General features: G+C 74.2%; 5 protein-coding genes. 2 read left to right on the plus strand and 3 right to left on the minus strand.

Annotation, left to right across the window (positions count from 1 at the left end; all coding sequences use genetic code 11):
• The first annotated feature begins 72 nt into the window (after window positions 1–72).
• On the plus strand, window positions 73–384 hold the full coding sequence (locus ACIQOV_RS22035) for a hypothetical protein (protein ID WP_401050892.1): 312 nt from the start codon (window positions 73–75) through the stop codon (window positions 382–384).
• Window positions 385–426: 42 nt separating this feature from the next.
• Here ACIQOV_RS22035 and ACIQOV_RS22040 read toward each other — a convergent pair whose 3' ends face one another.
• The gene (locus tag ACIQOV_RS22040; RefSeq protein ID WP_401050895.1) at window positions 427–4,611 is read right to left on the minus strand and encodes an MFS transporter; all 4,185 of its coding nucleotides are present in this window, start codon (window positions 4,609–4,611) and stop codon (window positions 427–429) included.
• Between ACIQOV_RS22040 and ACIQOV_RS22045 the strand changes: the two genes are divergently transcribed.
• Window positions 4,528–5,412, plus strand: coding sequence for a helix-turn-helix transcriptional regulator (locus ACIQOV_RS22045; protein WP_401050898.1), 885 nt, complete (start codon window positions 4,528–4,530; stop codon window positions 5,410–5,412). The two genes, ACIQOV_RS22040 and ACIQOV_RS22045, sit on opposite strands and share 84 nt — an antisense overlap.
• Here the strand turns inward: ACIQOV_RS22045 and ACIQOV_RS22050 are convergent.
• Both ACIQOV_RS22050 and ACIQOV_RS22055 read right to left on the minus strand, forming a co-directional pair.
• Window positions 5,409–5,798: a hypothetical protein gene (locus tag ACIQOV_RS22050; RefSeq protein WP_401050900.1), complete on the minus strand. Its 390-nt coding sequence runs from the start codon at window positions 5,796–5,798 to the stop codon at window positions 5,409–5,411. The two genes, ACIQOV_RS22045 and ACIQOV_RS22050, sit on opposite strands and share 4 nt — an antisense overlap.
• Window positions 5,795–6,277: a hypothetical protein gene (locus tag ACIQOV_RS22055; protein ID WP_401050903.1), complete on the minus strand. Its 483-nt coding sequence runs from the start codon at window positions 6,275–6,277 to the stop codon at window positions 5,795–5,797. Before ACIQOV_RS22055 ends, ACIQOV_RS22050 begins: the two co-directional genes overlap by 4 nt.
• Between the last annotated feature and the right edge of the window lie 78 nt (window positions 6,278–6,355).

Here is a 6,355-nt window from a genome sequence, read left to right on the forward strand (position 1 = left end):
GGGTCTGAGTGGGGGGCGGGGTGGGAAGGCTCGCGGAGTACACCGGAGGAGCGAAGGGACGAGGGGGTCGCGATGGACAGTGGCGTACGGGCGATGGTCGACGCGGTGGACGAGGCGCGGCGGCAGCTGCGGGAGAACGCGCTGCCGAAGGCGCGGGACAGCAGCCGGGAGAGGGTTCCGGAGAAGGAGGAGGCGGCTCTGCTGGGGGCGCTCGCCGGGCTGATGGAGGCCATCGTCGATCTGGCCGCCGCCGCCTCGGACCGGATGACCACGCCCGACAGCCGCAAGGCCTACTTCAAGGTGGCCGATCGGCTGCGGGTCCAGCCCCGGTACCTGCGCGAGGACACGGCGGCGGTCGCGAAGCGGGTGGGCGCGGCGGAGTGACCGGCGGCCGGTGCCCCTCGCCGGGGGCACCGGCCGCGTCGGTCAGCGGTGGCTCGGGAACTGGACCACCTGCTGGTAGGTCGGGCGGTTCTGCCAGGTGGTCCTGTCGTCCGTCACGCCGCCCAGCGGGCGCTGGATGATCGTGTCGGCGCACCACTGGTCGCCGGCCGAGCAGTCCGCGTCGCCCGGGTAGACCTGGACGGAGGTCTGGGCGGCGGCCTGCTTCAGGGTGTTCAGCAGGACGGTCCGGCAGGCCGCGAGGTCGCCCCCGCCGCAGAACGGCCGGGCCAGCGGGCCGGCCACCTGGTCGCCGAGGACGGCGCGCAGGTCCTTGTCCAGATAGCTCCACCAGCCGTACTGGAAGGCCGAACCCTTGTGCGGGATGGCCTCGTTGGCGCTCACCGGGCCGGTGGCCGAGCCGGCCTGCCCGCCCGAGGGGGACTCGTTGATCTGGAGGGCGCCGGTCAGCGCGCCGAACAGCGGGTCACCGAGGCCAGGCCGCATGACACCCTCGGCGACCAGCGGCCACCAGGCGTCCATCACCCGGATCGCGGTGGCGTCCGCGTAGCCGTGGCTGCCCGCCGAAGTCTCCCTCCGCAGGGCGCCGTTGGCGAGCCAGGCCTCCAGCTGCTGCAGGGCGGTGAGGGCGGCCTGGTCGGTGACGGGCGCGCTGCGCAGCACGCGGATCAGGTCGGGCAGCACGTCCTCGGCCCGCAGGTCGGCCAGTGCGGCGCTCTCCATGGCCTGGGTGAGCGAGACCCGGCTCGCCCTGCCGCCGTTCCTGAGCAGGGACTTGACCCGGTCGTCCAGCAGGTTGCCGCGGTGCACCGAGCCGTTGCCGAAACCGGCCGAGGTGAAGCCGTTCGCCTGCTTGTTGTTCCAGGAGATGTAGTAGTCCTGGTTGACGGACTGCGGGTGCTCGGCCGCCGGGGTGTACCGGGCGGTGTTGGCGACCGGGTCGAAGTCGGCCCACTCGTAGGCGGGTTGGGCCTGGACGGGCAGCCCCGGGTCCACCCCGGGGGCGCGGACCGGGTTGCTGCCGGAGTTGTAGTACGCGATGTCGCGCGAGTCGGCGTAGAACCAGTTGAAGGTGTAGTTGATGTCCTGCGCGGCCCGCTGGAAGCCCGCCGCGCCCTGCACCGCGCCCGGGTCGTTCAGCTCCTGGAAGCCGATGATGGAGTCGGCCTCGTGCCGGTAGGTGGAGCGCAGCGAGGTGAAGGCGACGGGCGCGCCGCCGACGGTGCCGCGGGCGCTGACCAGGCCGTACCTGGAGCGGTACATCACCAGGGTGTAGGAGCCGGCCGGGGTGGAGTCGGCGGTGGTGGGATTCCACGCGTTCTTGCGTTCCAGCCGGTCGAAGGGCAGGCACTGGCCGTGCCACAGGTAGGAGTTGGCGGCGGTGGTGACCGGGGAGCCGTCGGTGGTGCAGAGCGGGACGGCGTAGGTGTCGGTGATGTCCTGGCCGGCGGAGGTCGCGCTCCAGGCGTAGTCCTGGCCGCGGCCGAGCTGCACGTAGAAGCTCAGGCCGGCGAAGGCGGCGCCGCGCGCGCTGATCCCGGGGCCCTGGATCTCCTCCAGCATCAGCAGCTGCGGGGCGAAGTAGCCGGTCTGAGGGCCGAACACGGCCACCGGGTGGCCGTCGTCGGTGCGCGCGCCGGAGACCAGCAGGGCGTTGGACATGCCGTGCTTGGCGGTCAGCAGGTTTCCGGGCAGGACGCCGTTCGCCTGGGTGGTGGCGGAGTTGCCCGAGCCGGTGGCGTCGTAGACGACCCGCTCGGGCACCACCGAGCCGGGGTCCGGCAGCGCCGCGCCCTGCGGCTGGTCCGGGACGGTCGCGTACGGGAAGCTCTGCCCGTCGTGCAGGGTCTGGACGGCCTCCGGGTCGTCCGCCTCGCGCAGCGACTTCCAGACCGCGTCTCCGGCGTCCTTGCCGTACCGGGCCTCGGCGGCCGACTTGACCTGGGCGGAGGCCAGTTCGCCTCCGCCGCCGGAGCCGAACAGCGCGCCGACCACGGAGGCGAGGGCCACCAGGTCGGTCAGCTTGAACGGCTCGATCGAGCCGGCGTTGGTGATCGGGTCGATGTGCCCGGTGAGGTCGTACTCGCCGGGGAAGGTGCGGGCGTTGTAGGACTCCTTGGCGTACTGGTTGATGCCGTCGAGGTAGGCGTTGGCGTCGGCGAGTGCCTGGGTGGCCCGGCCGCCGCGGGCGGCGATGGCGTCGATCTGCTGCTGCAGCTCCGCCTCGGTGTACGGCGCGGCCTGCCAGAAGGTCTGCTCCAGCTGGCGGTTGGCGGCGGCGCCGCCCGCGAAGCCGGACAGCTGGCCGCGGCCGACGTGCCGGAAGAGGTCCATCACCCAGAGGCGGTCCTGGGCGGCGGCGTAGCCCGCGCCGAACTCGGTGCCGTAGCGGGTGGTTCCGGAGATGTGCGGGACGCCGGTGGCCTTGTCGCGCACGATGGTGACGTCCGGACGCGGGCTGGTGGTGCTCGCCACCTGGTCGGCGGGGACGCCGAAGGAGGCGTCGTTGAAGAAGTCGCGCAGCTTGGCCTCGGTCAGGCCGGGGTAGCCGGAGGCGAGGGCGGCGTAGGGGCCGAGCTGGTCGTCGGTGTGCGCGGGGCGGGTGCCGAAGGCCCGGTTGAGCAGGATGTCGGCGAGGGTGGCGTTGCCGTTCTCGCCGGGCGGCAGGATGTCGGCGCAGTGGCCGCCGCAGTAGTCGTTGGCGGCGGCGGTCGTCGCCGGGGTGGGGGCGGCGGTGGCGGTGGGGCTGGTGGTCAGGGCGGCGGTGACGAGCAGGGCCGAGGCGAGGGCGACGCCCGGGGCCATCCGCAGCGGGGAGAAGTGCGACCAGTCGGCCAGGACGGTCAGGGCGAGGGTGGCGAGGCCGGTGGCCTGGACGACGGCACCGGCGCTGAGCACCCGGCTGCCCCAGCGGCCGATCAGCCGCGGGCCGGCCAGCGAGGCGCAGAAGTAGCCGACGGCCATCGGGACGAGCGCCCAGCCGGCCGCGACCGGGCCGAGCCCGAGGCCCTGCTGGAGGGCGACCGCGATGACGAACATGAAGCCGCCGAAGCCCGCGAAGTAGGGGAGCGCGATGCCGAGGCCGCGTCGCATCTCCGGGATGCGCAGCAGGGACGGCGGCACCAGCGGGGTGTCCCCGCGCCGCTCGGCGCGGCGTTCGACGGTACCGAAAGCGACGGCGAGGACGGGGAACAGGGCCAGCAGCACCCAGGACCAGAGCGGCCAGCCGGCGGCACGGCCCTCCATCAGCGGGATGAGCAGGGAGAGCAGCGTGGCGGTGAGCAGGACGGTGCCGGGGACGTCGACCCGGGCGGCCGTGGCGGCCCTGTTCTCCGGGACGTAGCGGACCGCGAGCACCACGGCGAGCAGCGCGAACGGCACGTTCAGCAGGAACACCGAGCGCCAGCCGGTGCCGAACAGGTCGGCGGCGACCAGCATGCCGCCGAGCACCTGCCCGATCACCACCGAGATCCCACCGACCGCGCCGTAGACGCTGAGCGCGCGGCCGCGCCGGGCGCCCTCGGTGGCGGCGGTGATGGTGCCGAGCACCTGCGGGATCAGCAGTGCGGCCGAGGCGCCCTGGGCGGCCCGGGCGGCGACCAGGGACCACGCGCCGGGGGCGAGGCCGCAGGCCAGTGAGGTGAGGGCGAAGGCGACGGCGCCGACGACGAAGAGTCGGCGGCGCCCGTAGTTGTCGCCGAGGCGTCCGCCGAGGACGAGCAGCACGGCGAAGGCGATGCCGTAGCCGGCGGCGACCAGTTCGAGGACGGCGGGCCCGGCGGCCAGGTCGTGGTCGATGGTGGGCAGGGCGACGTTGACGATGAAGAAGTCGAGCATCGGCAGGAAGGCGCCGAGCAGGACGGTGACCAGCCCGGCGGTGCCGAGGGTGGCGGCGGGGCCGGTGGGAGTGGTGGCGGGGCCGTCCGGTCCTGGGGCGGAGGTACGGGCGGCCGCGGTGCCGGGGGTGGTGGCGGGGGTGGCGGTGCGGCTCGATGCGGGGGCGGCGGCGAGTTGTCGGGTCACGGGTCCTACGATCCGCCGGGTCGTACCCTGGTACCAGAGTGTGGTTATCCGGGTATAAGAAGTACCTGGCAACAGGCTGACGGCTGTCGCATGCTGGGGAGCATGAGCCTCGCCACACCTCCCGCGCAAGCCCGCACCGGTTCGGCCGGTCCGCGCCCGGCCACTCCCGACGAAGCCCGCCGGCACGAGCTGGCCGCGTTCCTGCGCAGCCGCCGCGAGCGCCTGACGCCCGAGCAGGTGGGCCTGCCGATGACCGGGCGCCGCCGGACGCCGGGGCTGCGCCGGGAGGAGGTCGCGCAGCTCGCCGCGGTCGGGGTGACCTGGTACACGTGGTTGGAGCAGGGGCGGGACATCCAGGTGTCCACCCAGGTGCTGGACTCGGTGGCCCGGGCGCTGCTGCTGGACCCGAGCGAGCGGGCCCACCTGTTCACCCTGGCCGGCACGGACGACCCGGTGCCGGTGAGGGAGTGCCCCTCGGTGACCCCGAGCGTGCGGCTGCTGCTGGAGCGGCTGGCGCCGTACCCGGCGGTGGTGCTCAACTCCCGCTACGACGTGCTGGCGCACAACGCCCAGTACACCGCGATCGTCGGTGACCTCGACCGGCTGGCCCCGGAGGACCGGAACCTGATGTGGATGGCGTTCACGCCCTCGCAGTTCCGCGACGTGCTGATCGACTACCGCACCGAGCGCCTCGGCATGGTGGCCCGGTTCCGCTCGGCGATGGCCGACCACAGCTCGGAGCCGGCCTGGAAGGCGCTGGTGGCCCGGGTGCTCAAGGCCTCGCCGGACTTCGCGGAGCTCTGGCAGCGGCACGACGTGATGCGGCCGGGCAACGGGATCAAGCGGTTCCAGGTGCCGGGGGTCGGGCTGTTGCGCTGCGAGTACACCAACTTCTGGCTCAGTCCGCAGCTGGGGACACGGATGATCACGTACACCCCGCTGGACGACGGGACCCGCGCGCTGATGGACGAGCTGCCGACGCCCTAGGCGGTCCGCAGCGCCGCGTCCCGGCCGAGCCACAGGCACACCACGGCGAGCGGCAGTTCGATGCAGGTGGCCATGACCAGCGCGGCGAGCATCGGGAGGCCCGGCCCGGCGCAGGCGATGTCGGCCAGGGCGTCCCCGGCGAGCAGCAGGGCCACCGCCGCGCCGGCCCAGAGCGCGGCGGGGCTGCGCCGGCGCAGCAGCGCGTCCAGCGAGAGCAGGGCGGCGAACTCGGTGAGGTCGAGCACGACCCAGGGGGTCTCGTGGCAGACGGCGAGGACCGCCAGCCAGGGCAGCAGCGCGACCGCGGCCATGACCGGGAGCCGGCCGAGGCGCGCGGGCGGGGCGTACGAGGAGGTGGGGCGGACGGAGAGGACGGCGGTACTCATGCGATGCCCCGCACCCGCTCCAGCGGCAGCCGCTCGGCCGTCCCGCCCGCCGAGTGCTCGACCCGCACCGCGTCGAACGGGCCCTCGGCCCAGGCGATCCAGAACCGGTCGGCCACCACGGCCACCTCGGCCGTCGACCGCGCCCGGCGGAACGGCCGCCGCCCGGTGAACACCACCGCGGGTGCGACGCCGTCGGCCGCCAGCCGGCCCCAGGCCAGCACGTACCGGTTCCGCCCGGTGGACGGGCAGTGCCGGGCCCCGCGCAGCAGGTGCGGGGTGAGCCGGGCGGCGACCAGGACGTCGGTCAACTCCCCGTACTGGTACAGCTCCAGCGCGGCCCGGCCGCGGCCGGACCCGGCGCTGCGGACCGACCAGGGCCCGGCCCCGGCCGGCAGCGCCCCCTCCGGGGCTGCGGAGGCACCTCCGGGACCGGGCCGCCCGTTCGGCGCAGTGGCGGAGTGCGATGCGGTGCTCGTCATGCCCTCAAGCCTTCCGCCGGGACCCCGGTCCTGTCGGTGGTGCTCCACACCGAATCGGGGGTGTATCCAGCTACACCC

Origin of the sequence: Kitasatospora sp. NPDC091257 (assembly GCF_044757675.1) — a bacterium.
GTDB classification, from domain to species: Bacteria; Actinomycetota; Actinomycetes; order Streptomycetales; family Streptomycetaceae; genus Kitasatospora; species Kitasatospora lactacystinica.